The sequence below is a fragment of the Streptomyces sp. CNB091 genome, assembly GCF_000377965.1.
The window spans coordinates 86160-111098 of record NZ_KB898995.1 but is presented as its reverse complement, the minus strand read 5'-3'; the positions used below and the strand labels follow the sequence as shown (position 1 = coordinate 111098).

At 71.6% G+C, this 24939-nt stretch carries 23 protein-coding genes; 9 read left to right on the top strand and 14 right to left on the bottom strand.

Annotated elements, in window-relative coordinates:
- Positions 1-7: 7 nt before the first annotated feature.
- From D581_RS1000000141615 to hisD, 4 genes are read right to left on the bottom strand one after another with little or no spacing between them, the layout of a single operon-like run.
- On the bottom strand, positions 8-175 hold the full coding sequence (locus D581_RS1000000141615; RefSeq protein ID WP_003969742.1) for a hypothetical protein: 168 nt from the start codon (positions 173-175) through the stop codon (positions 8-10).
- Positions 172-768, bottom strand: coding sequence for an imidazoleglycerol-phosphate dehydratase HisB (gene hisB, locus D581_RS0112260; RefSeq protein ID WP_015607963.1), 597 nt, complete (start codon positions 766-768; stop codon positions 172-174). Before hisB ends, D581_RS1000000141615 begins: the two co-directional genes overlap by 4 nt.
- Positions 765-1892, bottom strand: a complete 1128-nt coding sequence (locus D581_RS0112255; protein ID WP_018957510.1) for a histidinol-phosphate transaminase — start codon at positions 1890-1892, stop codon at positions 765-767. The genes hisB and D581_RS0112255 overlap by 4 nt, the downstream gene beginning before the upstream one ends.
- A complete protein-coding gene (gene hisD, locus D581_RS0112250; RefSeq protein WP_018957509.1) occupies positions 1889-3211 on the bottom strand; it encodes a histidinol dehydrogenase in 1323 nt (440 codons plus the stop codon). Before hisD ends, D581_RS0112255 begins: the two co-directional genes overlap by 4 nt.
- Positions 3212-3396: 185 nt before the next feature.
- Between hisD and D581_RS0112245 the strand changes: the two genes are divergently transcribed.
- From D581_RS0112245 to ybaK, 4 genes are all read left to right on the top strand, one after another.
- Entirely contained in the window at positions 3397-4998 is a 1602-nt protein-coding gene (locus D581_RS0112245) for a hypothetical protein (protein ID WP_018957508.1), read from the top strand.
- Positions 4999-5218: 220 nt separating this feature from the next.
- Positions 5219-6259: a hypothetical protein gene (locus tag D581_RS0112240; protein WP_026290448.1), complete on the top strand. Its 1041-nt coding sequence runs from the start codon at positions 5219-5221 to the stop codon at positions 6257-6259.
- Between the two features lie 5 nt (positions 6260-6264).
- Complete coding sequence (locus D581_RS0112235) at positions 6265-7029, top strand: LON peptidase substrate-binding domain-containing protein (RefSeq protein ID WP_018957506.1); 765 nt, start codon at positions 6265-6267, stop codon at positions 7027-7029.
- A gap of 16 nt (positions 7030-7045) precedes the next feature.
- Positions 7046-7549 carry a Cys-tRNA(Pro) deacylase gene (gene ybaK, locus D581_RS0112230; protein ID WP_018957505.1) on the top strand — a complete coding sequence of 168 codons (504 nt, stop codon included), beginning with the start codon at positions 7046-7048 and terminating at the stop codon, positions 7547-7549.
- 141 nt (positions 7550-7690) lie between these two features.
- Here the strand turns inward: ybaK and D581_RS0112225 are convergent, their stop codons facing one another.
- The 4 genes from D581_RS0112225 to D581_RS0112210 all read right to left on the bottom strand — a co-directional run bounded on the left by D581_RS0112225 (position 7691) and on the right by D581_RS0112210 (position 11809).
- Positions 7691-8422 (bottom strand): hypothetical protein, encoded by a 732-nt coding sequence (locus D581_RS0112225; protein ID WP_018957504.1) that lies wholly within the window; start codon positions 8420-8422, stop codon positions 7691-7693.
- Between the two features lie 65 nt (positions 8423-8487).
- On the bottom strand, positions 8488-9330 hold the full coding sequence (locus D581_RS0112220; RefSeq protein WP_018957503.1) for an ABC transporter permease: 843 nt from the start codon (positions 9328-9330) through the stop codon (positions 8488-8490).
- A 100-nt stretch (positions 9331-9430) separates the two neighbouring features.
- A complete protein-coding gene (locus D581_RS0112215; RefSeq protein WP_026290447.1) occupies positions 9431-10414 on the bottom strand; it encodes an ABC transporter ATP-binding protein in 984 nt (327 codons plus the stop codon).
- Between the two features lie 129 nt (positions 10415-10543).
- Positions 10544-11809, bottom strand: a complete 1266-nt coding sequence (locus tag D581_RS0112210) for an NYN domain-containing protein (protein WP_018957501.1) — start codon at positions 11807-11809, stop codon at positions 10544-10546.
- A gap of 334 nt (positions 11810-12143) precedes the next feature.
- On the opposite strand from D581_RS0112210, the gene D581_RS0112205 reads away from it, so the two are divergent.
- Positions 12144-12323, top strand: coding sequence for a hypothetical protein (locus tag D581_RS0112205; protein ID WP_018957500.1), 180 nt, complete (start codon positions 12144-12146; stop codon positions 12321-12323).
- Positions 12324-12445: 122 nt separating this feature from the next.
- Here the strand turns inward: D581_RS0112205 and dnaE are convergent, their stop codons facing one another.
- Positions 12446-15982: a DNA polymerase III subunit alpha gene (dnaE, locus tag D581_RS0112200; protein WP_018957499.1), complete on the bottom strand. Its 3537-nt coding sequence runs from the start codon at positions 15980-15982 to the stop codon at positions 12446-12448.
- A gap of 213 nt (positions 15983-16195) precedes the next feature.
- Between dnaE and D581_RS0112195 the strand changes: the two genes are divergently transcribed.
- From D581_RS0112195 to D581_RS0112185, 3 genes are all read left to right on the top strand, one after another.
- Positions 16196-17521, top strand: coding sequence for a DUF2252 domain-containing protein (locus tag D581_RS0112195; protein ID WP_018957498.1), 1326 nt, complete (start codon positions 16196-16198; stop codon positions 17519-17521).
- A gap of 113 nt (positions 17522-17634) precedes the next feature.
- On the top strand, positions 17635-18363 hold the full coding sequence (locus tag D581_RS0112190) for a hypothetical protein (RefSeq protein WP_018957497.1): 729 nt from the start codon (positions 17635-17637) through the stop codon (positions 18361-18363).
- Between the two features lie 65 nt (positions 18364-18428).
- Positions 18429-19244 (top strand): DsbA family protein, encoded by an 816-nt coding sequence (locus D581_RS0112185; protein WP_018957496.1) that lies wholly within the window; start codon positions 18429-18431, stop codon positions 19242-19244.
- Between the two features lie 107 nt (positions 19245-19351).
- On the opposite strand, the gene D581_RS0112180 is transcribed toward D581_RS0112185, so the two are convergent.
- A complete protein-coding gene (locus D581_RS0112180) occupies positions 19352-19930 on the bottom strand; it encodes a dienelactone hydrolase family protein (protein ID WP_018957495.1) in 579 nt (192 codons plus the stop codon).
- A 49-nt stretch (positions 19931-19979) separates the two neighbouring features.
- Between D581_RS0112180 and D581_RS0112175 the strand changes: the two genes are divergently transcribed.
- On the top strand, positions 19980-21128 hold the full coding sequence (locus tag D581_RS0112175; protein ID WP_018957494.1) for a mechanosensitive ion channel family protein: 1149 nt from the start codon (positions 19980-19982) through the stop codon (positions 21126-21128).
- Between the two features lie 20 nt (positions 21129-21148).
- Here the strand turns inward: D581_RS0112175 and D581_RS0112170 are convergent, their stop codons facing one another.
- The 4 genes from D581_RS0112170 to lspA form a co-directional block, all read right to left on the bottom strand.
- On the bottom strand, positions 21149-22735 hold the full coding sequence (locus D581_RS0112170) for a Na+/H+ antiporter (RefSeq protein ID WP_018957493.1): 1587 nt from the start codon (positions 22733-22735) through the stop codon (positions 21149-21151).
- A 109-nt stretch (positions 22736-22844) separates the two neighbouring features.
- Positions 22845-23330 (bottom strand): GNAT family N-acetyltransferase, encoded by a 486-nt coding sequence (locus tag D581_RS0112165; RefSeq protein ID WP_018957492.1) that lies wholly within the window; start codon positions 23328-23330, stop codon positions 22845-22847.
- Positions 23327-24268, bottom strand: a complete 942-nt coding sequence (locus D581_RS0112160; protein WP_003969718.1) for an RluA family pseudouridine synthase — start codon at positions 24266-24268, stop codon at positions 23327-23329. Before D581_RS0112160 ends, D581_RS0112165 begins: the two co-directional genes overlap by 4 nt.
- Before the next feature lie 43 nt (positions 24269-24311).
- Positions 24312-24902 (bottom strand): signal peptidase II, encoded by a 591-nt coding sequence (gene lspA, locus D581_RS0112155; RefSeq protein WP_018957491.1) that lies wholly within the window; start codon positions 24900-24902, stop codon positions 24312-24314.
- Positions 24903-24939 lie beyond the last annotated feature (37 nt).

The window sequence follows — 24939 nt, the reverse complement described above, 5'->3', positions numbered from 1 at the left end:
GTGCCTCTCAGTCCCACAGTCCCTGGATCCGCAGGATGCCCGCCACCAGGCACATCACGGAGCCGATCGACAGCAGCACGATGACGCCCTTGGGCATCCCCTGCTTCGCGAAGGAGTAGACGCCGCCGGCCAGGAAGAGGCCGACGACGATCAGGATGGTGTTGAGGCCGGTCACAGGGCGCCCTTCGTGGAGGGCAGGATTCCGGCGGCGCGCGGGTCGTGCTCGCTGGCGTACCGCAGGGCGCGGGCGAGCGCCTTGAACTGGCACTCGACGATGTGGTGGGCGTTGCGCCCGTACGGCACGTGGACGTGCAGGGCGATCTGCGCCTGGGCGACGAAGGACTCCAGGATGTGCCGGGTCATCGTCGTGTCGTACTCGCCGATCATCGGCGCCATCTTCTCGGGCTCGGTGTGCACGAGATAGGGGCGGCCCGAGAGGTCGACGGTGACCTGGGCGAGCGACTCGTCCAGCGGGACGGTGCAGTTGCCGAAGCGGTAGATGCCGACCTTGTCGCCGAGGGCCTGCTTGAAGGCGGCGCCGAGCGCGAGCGCGGTGTCCTCGATGGTGTGGTGGCTGTCGATGTGCAGGTCGCCCTCGGTCTTGACCGTGAGGTCGAAGAGGCCGTGGCGGCCGAGCTGGTCGAGCATGTGGTCGTAGAAGCCGACCCCGGTGGCGACATCGACCTTGCCGGTGCCGTCGAGGTTGATCTCGACGAGCACGGACGTTTCCTTCGTGGTGCGTTCCACGCGGCCTACGCGGGGGCTCATGCGTCGTGCTCCTTCTTGAGTTCGCGTACCGCATCGAGGAACGCGTCGTTCTCTGCCGGGGTGCCCGCGGTGACCCGCAGCCACCCCGGTACGCCGTTGTCCCGGACCAGGACGCCCCGGTCGAGGATCTGCTGCCAGACGGCGTGGCTGTCGTCGAAGCGGCCGAACTGGACGAAGTTGGCGTCCGAGTCGGTGACCTCGTAACCGGTGGCGCGCAGCTCGGCCACCAGCCGGTCGCGCTCGCTCTTGAGCTGCGCGACGTATCCCAGCAGCGTATCGGTGTGCTCCAGGGCGGCGAGCGCGGTGGCCTGGGTGACGGAGGAGAGGTGGTACGGCAGCCGCACCAGCTGGACCGCGTCGACCACGGCCGGGTCGGCGGCGAGGTAGCCGAGCCGGAGCCCGGCCGCGCCGAACGCCTTGGACATGGTCCGCGAGAGGACCAGGTTGCGGCGGCCCTCGATCAGCGGGAGCAGCGAGGGGTGGTGGCTGAACTCTCCGTAGGCCTCGTCGACGACGACCACCGAGGGGCCGGCGGCCTGGGCGGCGTCGTACAGGGCGAGGACGGTCTCCGCGTCGACGGCGGTGCCGGTGGGGTTGTTGGGCGAGGTGATGAAGACGACCTCGGGCCGGTGCTCGGCGATGGCGGCGCGGGCGGCGTCCACATCGATGGTGAAGTCCTCGTTGCGCGGCCCGGAGATCCAGCCGGTGCCGGTGCCGCGGGAGATCAGGGCGTGCATGGAGTACGAGGGTTCGAAGCCGATCGCGGTGCGGCCCGGCCCGCCGAAGGTCTGGAGCAGCTGCTGGAGGACCTCGTTGGAGCCGTTGGCGGCCCACACGTTGGCCGTGCCGACCTCGTGCCCGGCGGTGCGGGTCAGATAGCAGGCCAGCTCGGTGCGGAGCTCGACGGCGTCCCGGTCGGGGTAGCGGTTGAGGCCGCGGGCGGCCTCGCGGACCCGCTCGGCGATCCGGTCGACCAGTGCCTCGGGGAGCGGGTACGGGTTCTCGTTGGTGTTGAGGCGTACGGGGACGTCGAGCTGGGGTGCTCCGTACGGGGACTGGCCGCGCAGTTCGTCGCGGATGGGGAGCTCGTCCCAGGGGTTGCCGGGCGCGGGGTTGTTCGTCACTGCTGCGGAACCTTCCAGCCGAACCGTGCCTTCAGGGCGGCGCCGTGGGCGGGGAGGTCCTCCGCCTCGGCGAGGGTCACGACGTGGTGGGTGACCTCGGCGAGCGCGTCGCGGCTGTAGTCGACGATGTGGATGCCGCGCAGGAAGGACTGCACGGACAGGCCCGAGGAGTGGCAGGCGCAGCCACCGGTGGGCAGGACGTGGTTGGAGCCGGCGCAGTAGTCGCCGAGCGAGACCGGCGAGAAGGGGCCGACGAAGATCGCTCCGGCGTTGCGGACCCGGTCGGCGACGGCGGCCGCGTCGGCGGTCTGGATCTCCAGGTGCTCGGCGCCGTACGCGTCGACGACCTTGAGGCCGTCCTCGATGGAGGAGACCAGGACGATGGCGGACTGGCGGCCGGCGAGGGCGGGCTCGACGCGGTCCTTGATGTGCTTGGTGGCGGCGACCTGGGGGGCCAGCTCGGCCTCGGTGGCGGCGGCCAGCTCCTCGGAGTCGGTGACCAGGACGGCGGCGGCCATCGGGTCGTGCTCGGCCTGGCTGATCAGGTCGGCGGCCACGTGCGCCGGGTCGGCGGTGGCGTCGGCGAGGATCGCGATCTCGGTGGGCCCGGCCTCGGCGTCGATGCCGATACGGCCCTTGAGGAGGCGCTTGGCGGCGGCGACGTAGATGTTGCCGGGGCCGGTGACCAGGTTGACCGGAAGGCAGTCCTCGGTGCCGTACGCGAACATCGCGACGGCCTGGGAGCCGCCGGCGGCGTACACCTCGTCGACGCCGAGCAGGGCGCAGGCGGCGAGGATCGTGGGGTGCGGCAGCCCGCCGAAGTCCTTCTGCGGCGGGGAGGCGACGGCGATGCCCTCGACGCCCGCCTCCTGGGCCGGGACGACGTTCATCACGACGGAGGACGGGTAGACCGAGCGGCCGCCGGGGACGTAGAGCCCGACGCGCTCGACGGGCACCCACTTCTCGGTGACGGTGCCGCCGGGAACGACCTGGGTGGTGTGCGTGGTGCGGCGCTGTTCGCGGTGGACGAGGCGGGCGCGGCGGATCGACTCCTCAAGTGCTGCCCGGACGGCCGGATCCAGCTCCGCCAGAGCGCGCGAGAGGGCGTCGGCGGGCACCCGGACCGACTCGATCCGGACACCGTCCAACTTCTCGCCCCAGTCGATCACTGCCGCGGAGCCCCGATGGCGCACGTCCTCGCAGATGGGCCGCACCGTCTCCAGGGCGGCTTCCACGTCGAACTCGGCACGGGGCAGCAGGTCGCGCAGGGCGGCGCCCTCGGGGAGGGCGTCACCGCGCAGATCGATTCGAGAGATCACACGGCAATTCTCTCAGACCGCTCGGAGCGGCCGGTCGCCCGTATCACTGGCTGATACCGGTCGCCCGTACCACTGGCCGATACGCGTCTCGGCCATGTCCGGCTGTCACTGCTGACCGCTAGCTTTCACGGCGTCACACAGAGGGAAGAACAGCACTACAGCATGTGTGCACGGAGGGAGCGGCCGTGACCGAGCCGCACGAAGGCGATATCCCGGACGGCCTCAGCGCAGCGGAGCTGGGCATGTGGCAGTCCTTCCGCAACGGGACCACCTACGACTTACGCAGCTACGACCCGGCCCACAACGACCCGTTCGCCCCGCAGCTGTGGGGGCCCGAGCGGAGCGTCGGCGCGCGCACGGTGGCGCGGCTGCTGCTGAGCGGCCCGGCGGCCCGGCCCGGCCGGGTGGCGGCGCTGAAGCTCCGGGGGGTGCGGATCACCGGAAAGCTGGACCTGGCGGGCGGCCGGGTGGCTCCGTACGTGGAGCTGACCGGCTGCCGCTTCGAGCAGGAGGTGTCGCTCCCCGAGTGCCACTTCACGACCCTGCGGCTGGTGGGGTGCGCGCTGCCCCGGCTGGAGGCCGCGCGGCTGCGCACGGAGGGCGACCTGCATCTGCCGCGCTGCCGGATCGACCGGGGCATCCGGCTGACCGACGCCCAGATCGGCACGGATCTGCTGATCAACCAGCTCAGCGTCGGCCCGGACCGGCACGGGCGGGCCATCGTCGGGGACGGCATGGCGGTCGCCCAGGACCTCCAGGCCGAGATGATCGAGACGCTCGGCGAGCTGAGCCTGCGCGGGGCGAAGGTGGGCGGTTCGCTGAGCCTGCGCGGCAGCCGGCTGCGCGCCGCGGAGGACCGTCGCGCGTTGAACGCCCCACAGCTGACGGTGGAGCGCACGCTCTACATGACCGAGGCGTGGGTGAGCGTCGACACGGGGAACCAGGGCACCACTCCCCCGTACGGCGTGGTCTACGCCCCGACGCCGGCGCGCGGCACCCGCTCGCAGATCTTCGAGTGCCGGGGCGGGGTGCGCCTGGACGACGGGCGGTTCGGGGACGCGGTGGACCTGCACAAGGCCCGGTTCACCATGACCCGGCAGGAGGAGCTGTCGCTGCGCCGGATCGTGACGCCGGAGCTCCGGTTCAACGCGGAGCGCCCGGAGGAGGGCCGCGTCGTGCTGAACGGCGCGAAGGTGGTGACGCTGATCGACCTGTCGACGAGCTGGCCGGGCCCGGGCGGTCTGGCGATGGGCGGCTTCGTCTACGAGAACCTCGTCCCCTACGGCCACTTCCCGCTCTCCCGGCGGCTGGAGTGGGTGCAGGCCGCGACGCCGGAGTACGTCCCCGAGCCGTACGAGCGGCTGGCCACGGTGATGCGCAGTTGCGGCGAGGACGCGGACGCGCGCGAGGTGTTGCTGGCCAAGCAGCGCCGCCGCCGCGAGACGCTGCCGCCCGCCGCGAAGGCGTGGGGCTACCTCCAGGACTGGACGGTGGCGTACGGCTACCGGCCGGGGCGGGCCGCGGTGTGGATGGCGGTGCTGTGGGCGGCGGGCACGGCGGCGTTCGCGCAGCACGTTCCGCCCTCCATCAAGGGCGAGGAGCATCCGCAGTGGAACCCCGCCCTGTACGCGCTGGATCTGCTGATCCCGGTGATCAACCTCGGGCAGGACGGCTACTGGCGGATGGAGGACGCCTGGCAGTGGGCCGCGGCAGGTCTGGTGTTGGTGGGGTGGGTTCTGGCCACCACGGTGGCGGCGGGGGCGTCCCGGATGCTGCGCAGGGGCTGACCGCGGAGGGCTCTTCGGCAGGTTGCGGGCGGTCGGGGCCAGGGGGCCCGACCGCCCGCGCCCCGTGACCGGAGGGAGGAGCGAGCGTCACGAGAGGGTGCGATCAAGCCAGCGGAGGACATTTCCTTTGCCCTTTCTTGACCCGGTCCGATACAACCCATTCACTCGGCACAGAAGCTTCACAGCACACCCCTGGCGCGGCCCTCACCAGCGCTTTTCAATGGTCTGCACCATGGCCTTCCTTCGCGCTCTGCTCAGTACCGCGCGCATGATCCGGCACAGCCCTCCGCTGTCCGCCGGACTGTCCGCGGATGACGCGGTGCTGCTCGACGCCCCGGACGAGCGGCTCTCTCCCGCGCTGGTCGCCGCTGCCCTGGGCGACTACGAACCCGCCGCCGAGCTGCTCGCCACCACCCGGTCCGCCGCCGACTGGGAGAACCGGGACCGCTACCTCGGCCGGCTCGTCGCCTTCGCCCGCGGCCGGGACGGCTGGCTCGTCGACTGGCTGGCCGCCGCCCCGCGCGACCCGGACGCGCTGCTGGTCAAGGCGGAGCTGTCGGTCCGCCGGGCCTGGGAGTCGCCCGCCCGCGCGGAACGGCTCCGCGAGGTCGGCCCGCTGATCACCGCCGCCGCCGACGCGGACCCGCGCGACCCCGTGCCGTGGCGGCTCGCCCTGGACCACGCGCGCGGCACCCACGCCACGCACACCGCCTTCGAAGCGCTGTGGGAGCAGGCCGTACGGCGCTCCGCGCACCACTACGGCTGCCATGTGGCGGCCCTGCGCTACCTCTCCGCCGCCTGGTACGGCTCGCACCGGGAATGCTTCGACTTCGCCGAGCAGGCCGCCGAGGACGCGCTGCCCGACTCCCTGGTGCAGGCCCTCCCCGCCCGGGCGGCCTTCGCGCTGCTCCTGGACACCCAGGCGGCGGGCCGCACCACCTCCGTACTGGAGGAGCGGATCGACGCGGCGGCCGACCTGGCGATCAGGCTCTCCGCCGCCTACCGGCCCGGCGATCCCTGGCCGGCCGAGGTCCGCAACCTCCTCGCGTACGTGCTGCTCGCCCGGGGGCGCTGGGCGGAGGCGCTGCACCAGTTCAACCTGATCGGCCTGCACGCGACGTCGTTCCCGTGGTCGTCCGTGTCCGAGGACGCGCTCGGCCGGTTCCTGGACGCGCGGGACGGCGCACGGCTCCAGGCGGCCTCGCTGCCCCCCTTGCGCGACCGGGCCGACCACGGCCGCCCCCGGGGCCATTACGCTTGAGCGTTGTGACCACCGCCCGCCTTCCCCTTTTCCCGCTCAACGCGGTGCTGTTCCCCGGCCTGGTGCTGCCGCTCAACGTCTTCGAAGAGCGATATCGCGCCATGATGCGGGAACTGCTGAAGAGCGACGAGGACGAACCTCGCCGCTTCGTCGTGGTCGCGATCCGCGACGGCCGCGAGACCGCCCCGACGGCCACCGGCATGCCGGACACCGTCGCGGCCGCCCCTCCCCCCGAACGCGCCCCGGCGGAGGGCTTCGGCCCCGACCCGATCCAGACCTTCCACCGGGTGGGCTGCGTCGCCGACGCGGCGACGATCCGCGAGCGCGCCGACGGCAGCTTCGAGGTCCTGGCCACCGGCACCACCCGGGTCAGGCTGCTGTCCGTCGAGGCGAGCGGCCCGTATCTGACCGCCGAGGTCGAGGAGGTGGCCGAGGAACCGCCGGGCGAGGACGAGGGGGACGAGGCGGGAGCGCTCGGCGAGGGCGTCCTGCGGGCCTTCCGCGCCTACCAGAAGCGGCTGGCCGGGGCGAGCGAACGGTCGCTGGCGACCGGCTCCGAGCTCCCCGACGACCCGTCCGTGATCTCCTACCTGGTCGCGGCGGCGACGGTCCTGGACGTCCCCACCAAGCAGCGCCTGCTCCAGGCCCCGGACACGGCGACCCGGCTGCGCGAGGAGCTGACGCTGCTGCGCAAGGAGACCGCGGTCATCCGCTACCTGCCCTCGCTGCCCGCGACCGACCTGACCAGGGCCCCCACCCACCCCAACTGACGAGGACCGGCGCCCGGTGGCGAAGAAACCCAAGAAGCAGCAGTCGGGCGGCACCCCGGCCACGGTCGCCCTGACCGCGGCGGGCACGGCCTTCACGGTCCACGCCTACGACCACGACCCGGCGAGCCCGTCCTACGGCGAGGAGGCGGCCGAGGCCCTGGGCGTCTCCCCCGACCGGGTCTTCAAGACCCTGGTGGCGGAGGTGGACGGCGCCCTGACGGTCGCGGTGGTCCCGGTGGCCGGCTCCCTGGACCTCAAGGCCCTGGCCTCCGCGGTGGGCGGCAAACGCGCCGCGATGGCGGACCCGGCCGCCGCGGAACGCACCACGGGCTACGTACGCGGCGGCATCTCCCCCCTGGGCCAGCGCAAGCGCCTGCGCACGGTGCTGGACGCTTCGGCGCGCGCCCACACCACGATCTGCGTGTCGGCGGGCCGCCGGGGCCTGGAGGTGGAACTGGCGGCGACGGATCTGGCGGAGCTGACGGGGGCGGTGTTCGCGGAGATCGCGCGGAGCGCCTAGCGCCTCTGCTTCTCCTCAAGGAGCGGGGTCCGGGGCAGCGCCCCACATTTCCAGCCCCTCCGGCGATTGAGGAGCGGGGTCCGGGGCAGCGCCCCGGTTTCGGGAAGGGGCGGGGTGGGGAACAGCCCGCCGCAGGCGACTCTAGGCCGCCCCACCGCCACCGGCGGGCGACGACGGGGGCCCGGACCCCGGCCCCGCCAGGGGCCCCTGCACGGGCCCGTCGTAGTACGACCCGTACCCCGACCACCCCGGCTCCACATCCCGCGGCCCGAACGCCGCCGTGAGCAGCAGATGGATCCCCATCGCCGCGAACGGCCACGCCAGCACCGCCACCCCCACCGAGTGCAGCTCCAGCGGCGCGTCGAACGTCACGCCCTGGCCGGCCTCCCGGGCCCGCGCCACCACGTCGGACGACGGTCCCAGCCAGATGCCGACCCGCCACGCCACCAGCGAGGCGAGCAGGGCGCCCAGTGCCAGCCCCACGACCACGAGGACGCCTCCGCGACGCAGCCGCCAGAAGACGGCGGCGGCCGAGAGCGCGCCGAAGCCGAGGGCCAGCAGGACGAACGTTCCGTCCGCCCCGATCGCCTCCTCGCCCTCGCTGTTCTTGAGGAAGACGGCCGTGTCGTCGGAGATCAGCGGCACACGCGGCGCGAGCCACAGCCACAGCAGCCCGAGCACGATGCCCGCGAGCGCGACCAGAACAAGGACGCCGGCGGCCTGACGAAGCTCCGTGGCCGTATCCGGGTGGTCCGGGCCGCCCACCGAGGGTGCCGGGTGGGAGCCCGAGGGCGGGGCCTGCCACGGGTCGTGGGGGCCGGGCTGGTGAGGCGGCGTCAGAGGTGCGGTCACCGTGCCATCGTGCCAGGCCATCCGGTGAGGCGCCTCACCGGATGCCGCACCCGGGCGCCGGGCACGCCGCCCAGCGCCAGGAGCCCCTACCGTACGGCGGCCCGCCGGTACGCCCACGTCGCCACGGCCAGCGAGAGAACCCCCACCGCCGCGCAGATCGCCAGGAAGAACGCGATGAGCCCCCAGTCCGGGCGGGCGTCGAAGGACCGGGCCAGCGCCTCGACCCCGTACGTCGAGGGCAGCAGGTCACGCGCCCACCCCACCGGCGTAGGCAGCCGGTCGGCCGGCAGCACCCCGAGCAGCAGGGCGGCCGACATCCCCAGCTGGCCCAGCAGGGTCGCCAGCTCCGGCCGCGGGGCGAGCAGCCCCAGGGCGGCGCCGAGACCGGCCAGGGCCGCGCCGGAGAGCGGGACGACGGCCACCAGGACCCAGAGATGGGTCATCGGCAGCTGGAACAGCACGCTGCCGGTGATCGCCGTGAAGACCGTGCCGGGCACGGTGAAGGATGCATAGGCGGCGGCCGTGCCGAGCACCACCGCGGCGGGCGGCACCGGCAGGGTGGCGTAGTGGTCGAGCCCGCCGCTCGCCCGCAGCTGCCCGAAGTACTGGGCGAGCAGGTTGAGCGCGACGAACGCGACGACCAGGACGCTGGATCCCGCGACCACCGCGCGGGCCTCCGCACCGCCGTCGACGACGCCCCGCATCAGGACCATGATCCCGACGGACTGGAAGGTCGCCACGAAGAGCAGCGGGATCCGGGCGACGCGCGCCCGGGAGAGCTGGGCGCGGTAGACGGCGGCCAGCGACGGCAGCAGCCGGGCGCGCGGCGCGAGAGGCGCGGCGACGGTACGGGCGGGGCCCGTAGGAGAGGTGCCGGGCGCGGACCGGACGCTCGGCGGTGCGGTCCTGGCCGGAATGATGCTCGTCACCTGCGGCTGCCCCCCTGAGACACGTCCGAACTGCCACCTGCATCCATCGCGTTCACCGCGTTCACGCTGCCCACGCCGTCTCTCATGCCGATCACGCCGATCACGCCTTGACCAGCCCCTTGGTCGCATTGGCCGCGTCTCCCCCGAGCGCGAGATAGACATCCTCCAGGCTGGGCGTGGCCAGGGTGAAATCGTCGAGCGCGGCGAAGGCCGCGCCGCCCGTCACCGCGGCGACCGCTGCCCGTGCCTCGTCCGGCCCGAGCCGCAGCACCCAGCGCCGCCCGGACTCCTGGGCGGACGGCCGCAGGGCCGCCACCTCGGGGACGTCCAGCGGGGCCCGTTCACGCCACACCAGCTCGACGCGCACCTCCCCGGCGACCTGCTCCTTGAGCCCGGCGGGGGTGTCGCAGGCGATGACCCGGCCGCGTTCGAGGACGGCGACCCGGTCGAGGACGGTCTCGGCCTCGATCACGTTGTGGGTGACCAGCAGGACGGTGGCCCCGCGCTCCGCCCGGCGGCGGTCGACGGCGGCCCAGACGGCGCGGCGGGCGACCGGGTCCATTCCGGTGGTCGGTTCGTCGAGGACGAGGACGGGCCGGTCGCCGACCAGGGTGGCGGCGAAGCAGGCGAGCCGCCGCTGACCGCCCGAGAGCTTCTTCAGGGGCCGCCCGGCGATCGCGGTGAGGCCCAGCTCTTCCAGGACCGCGTCGCGCTCGGCGCGCGCGTCGCGGACGGCGAGACCGCGCAGCCGTCCGGTGGTCTCGGCGGCGAGCGAGACGGTCAGTTCGTCGAGGGCGGTGGACTCCTGCCCGAGGTAGCCGATCAGCCGGGAGGCCCGCTCGGGGTGGCGTACGAGGTCGTGGCCCAGCACCTCGACGCTGCCGGAGTCGGGCCGCATCAGCCCGGTGAGCTGGCGGACCAGGGTGGACTTGCCGGCGCCGTTGGGGCCGAGCAGTCCGAAGATCTCGCCGCGCTCGACGTCCAGACTGATGCTGTCGGTGGCGCGGATCTCGGGCGTCGCGGGGGCGCCCCGGCGGCCTCGGACGGCGGGATAGGTCTTGACCAGATCACGTACCGCGCACACGGTGCCGGTGTCCCGCTGCGCCTGTGCAGTGCCCGTACTCACGAGGTATGAGGGTACGGGGTCACCTGCCCCGGTTCACGTCCGGGGCCACCCCGCGTCGCCGGACGGCACGGGAACGGGGCGGGACGGCTACTCCCCCGCCGGTACGTGCTCCGCGGCGGCCCGCACGTCGATCTCCCGCCAGAAGCCGGCCCGGATCGCGTAGCGGTCGTGCTCGTCGATCTGGTCGTCCTTGTGGGCGAGGAGCCCGAAGCGGGCCGCGTACCGCAGCAGTTCGCCGTCGATCCGGTGCGGGATGCGCGGGTACATGGTGGAGAGTTTCTGCAGGTGGACGGTTTCCGGCAGGCGCTCCATCCAGCGGCGGGCGAAGACCTGGCCCACCTCGAAGGGGTCGCCGCCGACGGTGGTGATGTCCTCCTCCCGGTCCGCCCAGCGCTGTTCGGCGCTGGTGACCTGGGCGAGGGTCGGCAGGGACGCGGTCTCCGCCGGCTCGCCCAGGGGCCCGCCGCGCTCCACCCAGCCCTTGTCGGAGGACCAGCGCAGCGTGGCGTTGGCGGGCTGGGGCGGGTGCTGGCGGTCCGGGTGGGTGGCGTGGGCGCGCAGCGCGGCCAGGTCCTTGGGGGTGGGGACGGTCTTGTGTCCGGGGGCGGACGAGGTGTCGGACGTCGAAGCGGCGGCGTTCTCGGCGGGGGCGGCGGCGCCGCTCCGGGCCGCGGCGGCCTGGGCCTCGGAGGCGCGTTCGGCGGAGGCGGCGAGGGCCGCCTCCGGCAGCGGTGCGGAGAGGATCGCGGCGATCTCGGGGCGCGGGACGGGCGGCGGGGCGCAGGTGCCGCCGAGGTCCTTGGCGCGTACGGCCTTGGTGATCCAGACCCGGTCCAGGACCCGTCGTTCGTCGGCCTCGGCGACGAGGTCCTCGGACTGGTTGTAGTCGCCGTCGGCTGCCTGGACGGCCCAGAGGTGGACGGCGACCCCGTGTTCCTTGGCGGACATCAGGCCGGGCAGCAGATCGCCGTCACCGGTCACCAGGACGATGTCGGAGCAGGCCCGGTTCCTGGCCAGTTCGGTCAGCTCGGCGTGCATGGCGGCGTCGACGCCCTTCTGCGCCCAGCGTCCGTCGCTGCGGGTCAGGGCGCCGAGCCGGACGGTCACACGGGGCATCACGCGGAGCCGGCGGTGCTCGGGCTGGGGCACCCGGTCGGGGGCGCCGTCGAACCAGTAGATGCGCAGCAGGGGCTGTTGGGTGTCGGCTTCGGCACGCTCGCGCAGCCCCTGGATGAGGGCCGCGTGGTCGACGGTGATGCGGGAACGGGCGGGCTCTCCGGCCAGCAGACTCGCGGCTGCGCCCAGCAAGTAGCCGGCGTCCACCAGGACGACGCAACGGTCCACGCGTTCCACCCTCTTCCGAATTCGGGAACGGTTCAGCGGCCCGCTCCTCGATGACCGGGTCCGCTTACCCAGGGTTTCCTTCGAGTCTGCCCGACCGCGCGGGGGTTAACGGCCGGAACTGGATCATCGGCGTGGCGGATCCGGAAAGGAAGAGGGAGGGGAGGGTGAGAAGCGAAGAGGGACGCGTCGCGCGAGGCGCTGAGAGGCCGGGCGAGGGCGGCGGGGCCGGCCCCACTGCGGAAACCACTACGCACGGTAATGATCCAACATGCGGCGTTTACGGCGCTATGTGAATCTGACAGCGGTCCTGGCCCCCCAGGATTCCCCACAGGAGGCATTCACCATGGCCAAGAACAAGAACCGCAAGCAGGGCAGCCAGCACGACCGCGCGTCCGCGTCGGAGCGCAGCGCGGAGCAGGCCAAGTCGACGGCGTACGAGTCGCAGAATCAGCCGCAGGCGCAGGCCCAGGGCAGCCCGTCCGACGTGGCGCGCAAGCATCAGCGACGCTTCGGCCACAACTGACCCGTCGGCCGCGTGCGGTAGGGACAGACGCCGGCGGAGACAGGCGTCGAGGACAGCGAGAGGGGCGTCCCGCACGTGCGGGACGCCCCTCCTGCCGTTCGCGTCGCCGGAGGCGCGTCCGCTCAGCCGGCCAGGCAGGCCGGGCCGAGCAGCACCTTCAGGTCGCCGAAGAGGGCCGAGTCGGCCTTGACCCGGTGCCGGTCGAGCCGGAGCACCGTGGTCTTGCGGGGGCCCTGGAGCTTGATGCGTACCTCGGTGTCGCCCCGGTGGTGGCTGAGGACCTCGCCGAGCCGGGTGACCATGGGCGGGGTGATCTTCACGGTGGGGATGGTGAGGACGACGGGCGCGTTGGTCCCGGCGTTGGAGATGTCGGGGACCTGCATCTCCATGGCGACCAGCCGGGGCACGTCCTCGCGCTTGTCGAGCCGTCCCTTGACGAAGACGACGGTGTCCTCGACGAGCTGGGTGGAGACCAGCTGGTAGGTGGCGGGGAAGAACATGCACTCGATGGAGCCCGCCAGGTCCTCCACGGTGGCGATGGCCCAGGCGTTGCCCTGTTTGGTCATCTTGCGCTGGAGGCCGGAGATGATGCCGCCGACGGTAACGATGGCGCCGTCTCCGTAGTCCCCGCTCATGAGCTGGGAGATCGAGGAGTCGGCCTTGTCGGACAGCACGTGCTCCAGGCCGAACAGCGGGTGGTCGGAGACGTACAGGCCGAGCATCTCCCGTTCCTGGGCGAGCAGGTAGGCCTTCTCCCACTCGATGTCGGAGAACTCCACGTCGAGCCCGAACCCCGGCTCGCCGCTCTCCTCCTCGCCGCCCCCGAAGAGGTCGAACTGTCCCTCGGCCTCCTTGCGCTTGACCTGCACCACGTTGTCGATCATCGGCTCGTGGTGGGCGACGAGGCCCTTACGGGTGTGGCCCATCTCGTCGAACGCGCCGGCCTTGATGAGCGATTCCACGGTGCGCTTGTTGCAGACGACCGCCTCGACCTTGTCGAGAAAGTCGGGGAAGGTGCTGTACTTCCCCTTCGCCTTGCGGGACCGGATGATCGAGTCGACGACGTTCTGGCCGACGTTGCGGATGGCGGTCAGGCCGAAGAGGATCACGTCGTCGCCCTGGGCGGCGAAGTTGGACAGCGACTCGTTGACGTTGGGCGGGAGCACCTTGATGCCCATGCGGCGGCACTCGTTGAGGTAGACCGCGGACTTGTCCTTGTCGTCCTTGACCGAGGTCAGCAGGGCGGCCATGTACTCGGCGGGGTAGTTCGCCTTGAGGTATCCGGTCCAGTAGGTGACCAGCCCGTACGCGGAGGAGTGCGCCTTGTTGAAGGCGTACCCGGCGAACGGGACCAGCACGTCCCACAGCGCCTTGATCGCGGCGTCGGAGAAGCCGTTCTTCTTGGCGCCCGCCTCGAAGAGGACGAAGTTCTTCGCCAGTTCCTCGGGCTTCTTCTTGCCCATCACGCGGCGCAGGATGTCGGCCTCGCCCAGGGAGTACCCGGCGACGATCTGGGCGGCCTTCTGGACCTGCTCCTGGTAGACGATCAGGCCGTAGGTGAGGCCGAGGACCTCCTTGAGGGGCTCCTCCAGCTCCGGGTGGATCGGGGTGATCTCCTGGCGGCCGTTCTTGCGCTCCGCGTAGTTCGTGTGCGAGTTCATGCCCATCGGGCCCGGCCGGTAGAGGGCCGAGACGGCGGAGATGTCCTCGAAGTTGTCGGGCTGCATCTGGCGCAGCAGCGAGCGCATCGGCCCGCCGTCGAACTGGAACACGCCGAGCGTGTCACCGCGGCAGAGCAGCTCGTACGTCTTGGGGTCGTCCAGCGGGAGGGAGAGCATCTCCAGGTCGACGCCCTTGTTGGACTTCACCATCTTGATGGCGTCGTCCATGATCGTCAGGTTGCGCAGGCCGAGGAAGTCCATCTTCAGCAGGCCGAGCGACTCGCACTGCGGGTAGTCCCACTGCGTGATGGTGACGCCGTCGGTGTGTCGCGTCCAGAGCGGCGCGTGGTCGACGATCGGCTCGCTGGACATGATGACGCCGGCGGCGTGCACGCCCATCTGCCGGACCAGGCCCTCGACGCCCTTGGCGGTGTCGATGACCTTCTTGACGTCCGGTTCGCTCTCGTACATCCCCCGGATCTCGCCCGCCTCGCTGTAACGCGGGTGCTTGGGGTCGGTGATGCCGTTGAGGTCGATACCCTTGCCGAGGACGTCGGCGGGCATGGCCTTGGTGAGCCGGTCGCCCATCGCGTACGGGTAGCCCAGGACGCGGGCGGAGTCCTTGATGGCGTTCTTGGCCTTGATCTTGCCGTAGGTGCCGATCATGGCGACCTTGTCGGCGCCGTACTTCTCGGTGACGTACCGGATCACCTCGACGCGCCGGCGCTCGTCGAAGTCGATGTCGACGTCGGGCATGGAGACGCGCTCGGGGTTGAGGAACCGCTCGAAGATCAGTCCGTGCTCGATCGGGTCGAGGTCGGTGATGCCCATCGCGTACGAGACGATCGATCCGGCGGCGGAACCACGGCCCGGGCCCACCGCGATGCCGTTGTTCTTCGCCCACATGATGAAGTCGGCGACGACCAGGAAGTACCCCGGGAACCCCATCTGGATGATGATGTCCATCTCGTACTCGACCTGCTTCTGCCGGTCGTCGGGGACGCCGTTCGGGAAGCGTCGGCCCATGCCGACCCGGACCTCCTCCTGGAACCAGGTGATCTCCGTGAAGCCGTCCGGGATCTCGAACTTCGGCATGAGGTTCTTCGCCTCGAACATGCCGGCGGTGTCGATCTGCTGGGCGACCAGGAGCGTGTTGGCGCAACCCTGCTGCCAGGCGTCGGAGGAGTCGACGGCGTACATCTCGTCCGTCGTCTTGAGGTAGTAGCCCGTGCCGTCGAAACGGAAGCGGTCGGGGTCCGAGAGGTTCTTGCCGGTCTGGATGCAGAGCAGGGCGTCGTGGGCCGTGGCCTCGTGGGCGTACGTGTAGTGGGAGTCGTTCGTCACGAGCGGCGGGATGTCGAGCTTCTTGCCGATCTCCAGCAGCCCGTCGCGGACCCGGCGCTCGATCTCGATGCCGTGGTCCATCAGCTCCAGGAAGTACTTGTCCGCCCCGAAGATGTCCTTGTAGTCGGAGGCCGCCTGGACCGCCTCGTCGAACTGGCCGAGCCGCAGCCGGGTCTGCACCTCGCCGGAGGGGCAGCCGGTGGAGGCGATGAGGCCCTCGGACCACTGGGAGATGGTCTCCTTGTCCATCCGGGGCCACTTCTGGAGCCAGCCCTCGGCGTACGCGTCGGAGGAGAGCCGGAAGAGGTTGTGCAGTCCGGTCTTGTTGGACGCCCAGATCGTCTTGTGGGTGTAACCACCGGATCCGGACACGTCGTCGCGCTTCTGGTGCGGCTGTCCCCACTGCACCTTGCGCTTGTGTTTGCGGGACTCCGGGGCGACATACGCCTCGATGCCGATGATCGGCGTGACGCCCGCCTTCGTCGCCGAGTGGAAGAAGTCGTAGGCCCCGTGGAGGTTGCCGTGGTCGGTCATCGCGATATGCGACATGCCCATCTCGTTGCAGGCATCGAACATGTCCTTGAGCCGCGCCGCACCGTCCAGCAGCGAGTACTGGGTGTGAACGTGCAGGTGCGTGAAGGGCGGCTTGGTCACGGCGTCGGGCCTCCGGGAAGTCGGGCGATGACGGACGGGGGGACAGCGTGGAAGTCTACGACGTGACGGAGTCGAACGACGGGCACTCCCGGCTTCCGCCGAGCGTTGGAGAGAGCGGGACACCTGTCCGTTTTGTCATGCACTCGGTCAGGACCCGATCGGGTGGACCACGGTCCGGCCGGACACGCCAGCTACAGCAGGAGGCAGCAAGAAATGTCGGAAACGCAGACCGGCGCAGCGCAGCGCGGGGAGCAGATTCTCGCCGTTTTCGACACCGCCTTCGGGGAGCTGCTGGCCGCCGATCCGGCAGCTTTCCGGGTCAAGTTCCGCAAGATGGCGGGCTCGGCCTTCGCCTTCTACCGGGGCACGGCCTGCCTGTTCTACGGCGACCTGGAGCGGGAGCGGCACGGCGGCCCGTTCCTGGACGAGCGCACCGGCCGGGTGTGGATCCACGGCGATCTCCACGCGGAGAACTTCGGCACCTACATGGACGCCAACGGCCGCCTCGTCTTCAACGTCAACGACTTCGACGAGGCGTACGTGGGTCCCTTCACCTGGGACCTGAAGCGCTTCGCCGCCTCCGTGGCGCTGATCGGTTACGCGAAGGCGCTGGCCGACGAGCAGATCAGCGAGCTGGTGACGATCTTCGCCATCGCCTACCGCGAGCGGATCCACGCGCTGGCGACGGGCGCGAAGAACGACGAGGTGCCGCCGTTCACGCTGGACACGGCGGACGGCCCGCTGCTGGGCGCGCTCCGCGCCGCCCGGTCGCGCACGCGTTTCTCGCTGCTGGACTCGATGACGGTGATCCGGGACTTCGAGCGCCGGTTCGCGGACGGCGGCGGGTCGATCGACCTGGACGCCGCGACGCGCTACAAGGTGCTGGCCGCGTTCGACGGCTATCTGGAGACGCTCCCCGAGTCGAGCCTGACCCGTCCCGACTCCTACCGGGTCAAGGACGTGGTGGGCCGCCGGGGCATCGGCATAGGGTCCGCCGGCCTGCCTTCGTACAACATCCTTCTGGAGGGCAACAGCGACGCCCTGGAGAACGATGTGGTGATCTACCTCAAGCAGGCGCAGACCCCGGCGGTCTCCCGGCACATCACGGACGCCGCCGTGCGGGAGTACTTCCAGCACGAGGGGCACCGCACGGTGATCTCGCAGCGCGCGCTCCAGGCCCACGCGGACCCGTGGCTGGGCTGGACCGAGCTGGACGGTTCGGGTCAGCTGGTCGCCGAGGTCTCGCCGTACGCGGTCGACCTGGACTGGTCCGACATCGACGAGGCGGACGAGATCGCGGCGGTCGTCGCGGATCTGGGCCGGGCGACGGCCACGATGCACGCGGCCGCCGACGACGAGAGCGGGCACTCGCTGGTGCCGTTCTCCACCGAGCGGGCGATCGACGCGGCCATCGCGGCCGACGAGGAGAGCTTCGCGCCGATGCTGGTCGACTTCGCCCACAGCTACGGGGCGAGAGCCCGCGCGGACCACCAGATCTTCGTGGACCTCTTCCGCAACGGCCGGATCCCGGGCCTGTAGGGCGTCGGAGCCCCCGGGAAGCCGTCCCGGGGCTCTCAGCCTCTTTTAAGGTCCCGCTCACCTCGACCTCTTTTAAGGTCCGCTTACCTCGGCGCATGACACACTTTCCGGCGATGGACATCTCAGGGACGCAGCTCAGGGTCGCGCGCGCGGCGGTCTTCACCGCGCTCGTCGTCACCCTGTCCACGGCGTCCCATGTGCTGCTCTCCGGGGCCCCGCTGCCGCTGACCGCGGTCGCGCTGCTCGCCGGTGTCGTCCTCGCGGTGGCGTACGCGCTGGCCGGCCGGGAGCGCGGCTTCGGGGCGATCGCGGGCCTGCTGGTCCCACTGGAGCTGGCCGCCGACACGCTCTTCACCACGGGCCAGCACCTCTGCTACGGGGCGGCGGGCGGCCCGGTCGCGGGCACGCTGCGCGCGGTGGGCTTCGACGTCCTGTGCGGCGGCGGCGAGGTCGGCGCGGGCGGGGCCCGGATCGCGGGCGTCGGCGCGGTGGGCGCCCCGCTGGCCGATGTGGCCGGTGCGGGCGACCGTGCGGCGGCGCTGCTGGCGCAGCCGGGACCGGCCGTGCCCTGGTTGCTGCTCGTCGCCCATGTGGCGGTCGGGCTGCTCGCCGCGGCCTGGCTGCGGCGCGGTGAGGTGGCCCTGGCCGGGCTGCTGCGCGCGGCGGCCCTGCTGGCGTTCCGCCCGCTGCTGGTCGCGGTCGCGGTGGTGCGCGCGGGCGTCCGGGCCGCGGCCCGCCGCTCCCGGCCCGCCGGGCGTCCGCACCCGCCGCTCACCGCCCGCTTCCTCGTGCACTGTGTGGGACGCAGGGGCCCGCCGCTCGCGACGTACGCCGCCGCCTGAGGGCACGGCCACGCGACGACGGCAGCACCCGCCCACCCCCACACACGTACTCACGGAGAACGACCATGAGCAAGCGCAACACCCAGGCGAACAAGGCAGCGGCCCGCGAGCGGCTGCGCGCCGAGCGCGAGGCCCAGGCCAAGAAGGACAAGACCCGCAAGCAGCTCGTCGTGGCGGTCTCGGTCGTCGCCGCCCTCGCCGTGGTCGGCGGCATCAGCTACGGCGTGATGCAGCTGAACAAGCCGGACGCCTGGGAGAGCGCCGCCGACGCGAAGAACGTCACCGCGCCGAAGAACACCTCGGGCGACGACGGCACCACCGTGGTCGTCGGCGAGCCGGGCGCGAAGAAGACCCTGGAGCTGTACGAGGACGCGCGCTGCCCGGTCTGCGCCACGTTCGAGCAGGGCGTCGGCGAGACCGTCTCGAAGGACGTGGAGGCCGGCAAGTACAAGGTCAAGTTCGTCGGCGCGACCTTCATCGACAACACGGACAACGGTGAGGGCTCCAAGAACGCCCTGAGCGCGCTCGGTGCGGCGCTGGACGTGAGCCCCGAGGCGTTCATGGAGTACAAGGCCGCGCTGTACTCGGCCAAGTTCCACCCCGAGGAGAGCGACGACAAGTTCGCCAAGGACAGCTACCTCATCGAGGTCGCGGACTCGGTCGACGCGCTGAAGGGGAACAAGGACTTCCAGAAGGACGTCGAGGACGGCACGTACGACGCCTGGGCCATGAAGATGTCCAAGACGTTCGACAAGAGCGGGGTGCAGGGCACGCCGACGGTGAAGATGGACGGCGAGAAGATCACGGCCGAGGGCAGCGAGAACGCCCCGATGACGGCCGCCGAGTTCACGAAGGCCATCGACAAGGCGCTCAAGGCGTAACGGCGTCCGTCTTCCGCGACACCCGGCGCACCGGGCGGGCCGACCGCCCCGACGCGCCGGATGTCGCGCGTCTCCACGGAGTCACCGGGCCCACAGGGTCGCCGGGTCTACAGGGTGGCGAGGAAACCGAGCGCGACCTTCCAGGTCTGCTCGGCGGCCGCCTGGTCGTAGTCGTGCAGATCGGGGTCGGTGAACAGGTGCCCGGCCCCGGGGTAGCGGTAGATCTCGACGTCCGCGCCGGTGCGCTGCATCTGGAGGTACCAGCTGTTCAGCCAGTCGTGGGACTCGAAGGGGTCCGGGTCCGCGACGTGCAGCTGCACGGGGAGCTCGTCCACGGAGGCGTTCTCGGCGAGGTCCGAGGTGCCGTGGAACAGCAGCAGCCCGCGGGCCTTCGCGTCGCCGAGCGCCAGGGTCTGCGCGGTCGCCGCCCCGAGGGAGAAGCCGGCGTAGACGAGCCCCTGGTCGGAGTAGGGTGCGGCGGCCAGCACGGCGCGCTTCAGCAGCTCCTCCTTGCCGATCTCGTCCTTGTAGGCCATGCCCTCTTCCACCGTGTCAAAGGTGTGCCCCTCGAACAGATCGGGCACGCGCACCTCGTGGCCGGCGTCCCTGAGGCGCGCGGCCGCGGCGTGCACGGCGGGCCTGAGCCCGTACGTCGAGTGGAAAAGCATGATGTTCATGAGGCCCATGGTGCCATTTGTGCCCTGGAGCCCGCCCTACAGCTTGGAGGACGAGGGAATGGAGAGCGTGCTGCGCCCGCTGATCGTCATCGGCGGTTCCGTGGTGATCACCCTGCTGGTCGGCTGGCTGGTCGACCGGCTGCTGCGGCGGGCCGACAGCCGTCACCACGAGACCCCGCTGTGGGGGCTGCTGCGGCGCTGCCGGCCTCCGCTCCAGGTGGTGATCATCACGGCGCTGCTGCGCGGCAGCTACCGCCAGATGGGGATCTCCTGGGTGTGGGAGCACCGGGCCGGGATCGGCCAGGTGCTGACCCTGGTGCTGATCGGCGCGTCCGCCTGGCTGGTCGTCCGGGTCGCGGCGACGGTCGTGGAGGCCAGCTACGCCCGGTACGCGACGGCCGGCCGCGACCCGGCCCGGGTCCGCCGGGTCCGTACGCAGGTCACGCTGATCCAGCGGGTGGTCATCGCGGTGGTGACGGTGGTCGCCATCGCGGCGATGCTGCTGACGTTTCCGCCGATGCGGGCGGTCGGCACGTCGATGCTCGCCTCGGCCGGTCTGCTCGGCATCGTCGCGGGTGTCGCCGCCCAGTCGACGCTCGGCAATCTCTTCGCCGGATTCCAGATCGCGTTCGGCGACATGGTGCGGCTCGGTGACACCGTGGTGGTGGACGGCGAGTGGGGCACGATCGACGAGATCACCCTGACGTTCCTGGCGGTACGGACCTGGGACGAGCGGCGGATCACGATGCCGGTCTCGTACTTCACCAGCCAGCCGTTCGAGAACTGGTCGCGCGGCGGGGTGCAGATGACCGGCACGGTCTACTTCCACCTCGACCACTCCGCTCCGATCGCGGCGATGCGGACGAAGCTGCGGGACCTCCTCGGGGACATCGCCGCCTGGGACGGCCGGGACTGGTCGCTGGCGGTCACCGACACCACGCCGACCACGATCGAGGTGCGCGCGGTGGTCACGGCGAAGGACGCGGACGACATCTGGACGGCGCGCTGCGCGGTGCGCGAGCAGCTGATCGGCTGGCTGCGCGACCACCACCCGTACGCCCTGCCGCGGGTCGCCACCTCGCCCGCCGTACTGCCGCCGGGCGAACAGTGGGCGGAGCTGACGGGTGCCGGGCCCCGGGCGGGCCGCGGGAAGGCGGTGCCGGCCGACGGGGACGACTCCAGGGCCCCGCGCACGGGCCGCGGCTGAGGCTGCCCCGCGACGGCTCCTCAGCGCAGCGAGCGGAAGTCCAGATACCGCAGCACCCGGTCCACGACCTCCGGGTCGGAGCCGGGCTCGCTGCGCGCGGAGAGCACTTCGTGGCGGGCGGCCGACATCATCTCGCGCTGGACACGGCTGATCGCCCTGAAGCGTTCCGCGCGCTGGGCGTAGGCCTCGCGCCGTTCCTCGTCGACCATGTCCGGGCTGATCCGGGCTCCGATGTCGTACGCGGCGCGCTGGAGCCGCTCCATGACCTCCTCGGGGAACTCCTCGACCTCCTGGATCTCCTTGAGGCGGTACTTGGCGGCCTTGGCGGCCCGGACGGCGAGGTCCCGCTCCAGCGCCTCTTCGGCGTCGGTGTCGGCCCGGACCCTCAGCCTGCGCACCAGCCAGGGCAGGGTGAGCCCCTGGAAGACCAGGGTGGCCATGATCACGGCGAACGCGATGAAGATGATCTCGTCACGGCCGGGGAAGGGCTGCCCGTCGTCGGTCTCCAGCGGGATCGCCAGCGCCAGGGCGACCGAGGCCACCCCGCGCATCCCGGCCCACCACATCACGACGGTCTCCCGCCAGCTGGTGGGGATCTCCTCGCTGACGTCACGGCGCGTGTGGAGCCGCTTGGCCAGCCAGGTCGCCGGCAGCAGGTACAGCAGCCGTACGCCGACGACGACCGCGACGATCGCGAGCCCCCAGCCGACCATCTCCAGGGCGTGCCCGTCGGCGGTGCCGAACACGCTGTGCAGCTCCAGGCCGATCAGCCCGAAGGCCACGCCGGTCACCAGGGTGTCGACGATGTCCCAGAACGTGCGTCCGGTGAGCCGGCCCAGCACGTCGTCGGCGTCGGCGGTGTGTTCGGCGAGGAACAGCGCGACGGTCAGGACGGCCAGCACACCGGAGCCCATCAGCTCCTCCGCGAGGACGTAGGCGACGAACGGCACCAGCAGGGTCAGCCCGACCTGGAGGGTGGCGTCGCCCAGCAGATTCATCAGCTTGATCGTGAGCCAGCCGAGGGCGAGGCCGACGGCGACCGCGACGACGGCGGAGAGGACCAGCAGCCCGAAGGCCTCGGGGAGCGAGAAGGTGCCGCTGACGGCGGCGGCGATGGCCACGTGGTAGAGCACGATGGCGGTCACGTCGTTGAAGAGCCCCTCACCCTCCAGGATCGACACCAGTCGGCGCGGCAGTCCCACGGAGCCCGCCACGGCCGTCGCCGCGACCGGGTCGGGCGGGGCGACGAGAGCGCCGAGGACGACGGCGGCGGCGACGGGCAGCCCCGGCACGATCGAGTTCGCGACCGCGGCGACGGCGGCGGTGGTGACGAAGACGAGGGCGACGGCCAGCAGGAAGATCGGGCGTCTGTTGGCGGCGAACTGCCGCCAGGAGGTGCGCTGCACGGAGGCGTAGAGCAGCGGCGGAAGCAGCGCGGGGAGAATGATCTCCGGCGGGATGTCGACGTTCGGCACGAACGGCATGAAGGCCATCGCGACGCCGATGAGGGTCATCAGCACCGGCGCGGGCAGCCCCAGCCGGTCGCCGAGCGGCACCGTGACCACGGCTCCGAGCAGCAGCAGGAGCAGCAGGGACATCTGTTCCACGAGGTGCCTTCCGGAGCATGCGGGTCCGGCACACCACGAGCGGCCGAACAGGGCTCCCACCCTGCCACGCGGGGTGCGCGAATCGGCCGATACTCCCCGCTACCGGGACTCAGGCCGGGCGGATCTCCCGCCGCATGGCCCGGTGGGGCATGCCCGCGTCGGGGAACTCGGGGCCGTACGCGACATATCCGAGCCGCTCGTAGAAGCCGAGGGCGTGCGTCTGGGCGTGCAGGTCGACGGCGGCCAGGCCCAGCGCCCGCGCCTCGTCCTCGATGGCCCGCACGAGGGCGGCGCCGACGCCGAGGCCACGGGCCTCCCGGCTGACGGCGAGCCGGCCCAGCGAGCCGACCGCCGGGTCGCCGCCGGTCTTCCCGGCCGCGTCGGCGCCGTGCAGCAGCCGGCCCGTGCCGAGCGCGGTGCCGTCCGCCGCGACGGCCAGGACATGCACCGCGGTCGCGTCGTAAGCGTCGTACTCCAGCTCCTCGGGCACGTTCTGCTCGCCGACGAACACCTCCTTGCGGACCTGGAAGCAGGCTTGGAGGTCGCTCTCCTCGACGGCCCTGCGGGTGCTGTACGGGGTGGGAACGGCGGTCACTGACTCTCCGCGGAGATGGTGTCGAGGGCGTGCTGGAGGTCGGCCGGGTAGGTGCTGGAGAACTCCACCCAGCTGCCGTCGCTCGGGTGCTCGAAGCCCAGGCGCACGGCGTGCAGCCACTGGCGGGTCAGCCCGAGGCGCTTGGCCAGGGTCGGGTCCGCGCCATAGGTGAGGTCGCCGACGCAGGGGTGGCGGTGGGCGGACATGTGGACCCGGATCTGGTGGGTGCGGCCCGTCTCCAGCTTGATGTCGAGGAGGCTGGCGGCGCGGTAGGCCTCGATCAGGTCGTAGTGGGTCACCGACGGCTTGCCCTCGGCGGTGACCGCCCACTTGTAGTCGTGGTTGGGGTGGCGCCCGATGGGGGCGTCGATGGTGCCGCTCATCGGGTCCGGGTGGCCCTGGACGAGCGCGTGGTACTTCTTGTCGACGACCCGGTCGCGGAACTGGGCCTTGAGCAGGGTGTAGGCGCGCTCGGACTTGGCGACGACCATCAGGCCGGAGGTGCCGACGTCGAGGCGGTGGACGATGCCCTGACGCTCGGCGGCGCCGGACGTCGAGATCCGGTAGCCGGCGGCGGCGAGGCCGCCGATGACGGTGGTGCCGGTCCAGCCGGGGCTGGGGTGGGCGGCGACGCCGACCGGCTTCATGATGACGACGATGTCATCGTCGTCATGGACGATCTCCATGCCCTCGACGGGCTCGGCGACGATCTGGACGGGGGCGGGCGCACCCGGCATCTCCACTTCCAGCCAGGCGCCCCCGTGGACCCGCTCGGACTTCCCGGCCACCGAACCGTCCACCTGGACCTTCCCGGCTGCGGCCAGCTCGGCGGCCTTGGTGCGGGAGAAACCGAACATCCGGGAGATGGCGGCGTCGACGCGCTCGCCTTCCAGGCCGTCCGGTACGGGCAGGGTGCGGATCTCGGGGTGCGTACTCACCTGTCGAGTATGCCTTGCGCCCGCGGGTCCCCGCGCCGGACGGTCAGTCCTTGTGCACGGTCCCGTCGGGGTCCAGGCCCTTGAAGGAGAGGATCACGATGAGGATGCCGCCGCAGACGATGGCGGAGTCGGCGAGGTTGAAGACGGCGAAGTGCTTGGGGGCGATGAAGTCCACCACCGCGCCCTCGAACGCGCCGGGCGCCCGGAAGATGCGGTCGGTGAGGTTGCCGAGCGCACCGCCCAGGAGGAGGCCCAGGGCGATGGCCCACGGCAGGCTGTAGAGCTTGCGGGCCAGCCGGATGATCACCACGATCACTCCGGAGGCGATGATGGTGAAGATCACCGTGAACGCCTCGCCGATCCCGAACGCGGCGCCCGCGTTCCGGAGCGCCCGGAACTGGAGCCAGTCGCCGATGATGTCGATCGGCGGCTGGTGCTCCAGCTTCGCGACCACGATCATCTTGGTGACCAGATCCAGCAGATAGGCCACGACGGCCACGCTCAGGAGAACGAGGACCTTCCGCTTGCCCCTGCCCGCGTTCACGGCCGCGTCGGCGGCCGTGCTGCCGGCTTCGTCCGTGCCCTCGGCCTCGGGATTGTCCGGCGTACCGATGATGCGCTCCGCCTCTGCCACGTGAGTCCCTCAACCTAGGTGCCTGCCTGAGGATGAG

Coding starts and splice junctions, on each gene's coding strand:
- hisB (WP_015607963.1), bottom strand. CDS start 768: ATGAGCCCCCGCGTAGGCCGCGTGGAACGCACCACGAAGGAAACGTCC.
- D581_RS0112240 (WP_026290448.1), top strand. CDS start 5,219: ATGGTCTGCACCATGGCCTTCCTTCGCGCTCTGCTCAGTACCGCGCGC.
- D581_RS0112225 (WP_018957504.1), bottom strand. CDS start 8,422: ATGGCCTGGCACGATGGCACGGTGACCGCACCTCTGACGCCGCCTCAC.
- D581_RS0112205 (WP_018957500.1), top strand. CDS start 12,144: ATGGCCAAGAACAAGAACCGCAAGCAGGGCAGCCAGCACGACCGCGCG.
- D581_RS0112195 (WP_018957498.1), top strand. CDS start 16,196: ATGTCGGAAACGCAGACCGGCGCAGCGCAGCGCGGGGAGCAGATTCTC.
- D581_RS0112190 (WP_018957497.1), top strand. CDS start 17,635: ATGGACATCTCAGGGACGCAGCTCAGGGTCGCGCGCGCGGCGGTCTTC.
- D581_RS0112185 (WP_018957496.1), top strand. CDS start 18,429: ATGAGCAAGCGCAACACCCAGGCGAACAAGGCAGCGGCCCGCGAGCGG.
- D581_RS0112180 (WP_018957495.1), bottom strand. CDS start 19,930: ATGGGCCTCATGAACATCATGCTTTTCCACTCGACGTACGGGCTCAGG.
- D581_RS0112175 (WP_018957494.1), top strand. CDS start 19,980: ATGGAGAGCGTGCTGCGCCCGCTGATCGTCATCGGCGGTTCCGTGGTG.